The 834-nt window shown below is 38.2% G+C and carries 1 protein-coding gene; it reads right to left on the bottom strand.

Annotation, left to right across the window (positions count from 1 at the left end):
* Nucleotides 1-362 precede the first annotated feature (362 nt).
* Entirely contained in the window at nt 363-626 is a 264-nt protein-coding gene (locus tag ACS8FD_RS18750) for a hypothetical protein (RefSeq protein WP_439263059.1), read from the bottom strand.
* Nucleotides 627-834 lie beyond the last annotated feature (208 nt).

The following is an 834-nucleotide window of genomic DNA, read 5'->3' as shown; positions in this document are numbered from 1 at the left end:
AAACACCGTTTGACTCAGTGATTTTGACCACACCTTTCGGTTTGCCATCGTCAAAAGTCTGCCAAGTAGTATTGGCCAGTGGATCGGCCGCCATTGCCATGGTGGCCATGCTAATACCAGCAACTGCTAACACAGATTTTGTAAATAGTTTCATAGATCGACTCCATTCGTATGATGATTCAAAAACAACGTTTTTTGTGCTTATCCTAGGTCATTGGTTGTTTGTTGCGCTTTATTAGTCCATCAGACAACACAATCAACTCCAATAACCCCTTCTGCACTCATTATAGACAAAATCCGAACTTTGCCTAGTAGTTTTTTATAGATAATTGTTTCTATAAAATCAAAACTATATCAAATAGTTACATGAAAGGATTGTCTATATCATTGTCTGGCTGGTCATTTTCTTGTTTTGACGAAAGCGTTTTTTTATTGTTTTGATCAGAATTTTCGAAAGCTTGCAATACTTTAGTCGTCAACTCGTGCAACTGTTTCGCTTGCTCATAGCCTGTCTCATCAAACAATAAATCAAGATCTCCATAAATGATAACTTTATCTTTTTGGTTTTCTACGATCAGCTCACCAATTTGCATACTTTGATGATTGTTTGCGAATGGATCAATCATTTTACTCTCCATGGTTGGGTAACATTGGACATTACCTATAGATAAATAATGGACATTATTTAAGCTGACTTTGATTTATGCTTGCAGCTGTGCGACCAACCATTCAAGAATTGCCCATACAAACAGCAGCCAAGTAGGCTCGTCATTTGATGCGTCGCTCGGTGTATCTGTACTTTCGCCAGCCTTTAGTGGCAACTCTAAAGCTTGC

The organism is Psychrobacter sp. 1U2, assembly GCF_051847575.1.
This window is presented reverse-complemented; position numbering and strand designations above follow the sequence as displayed.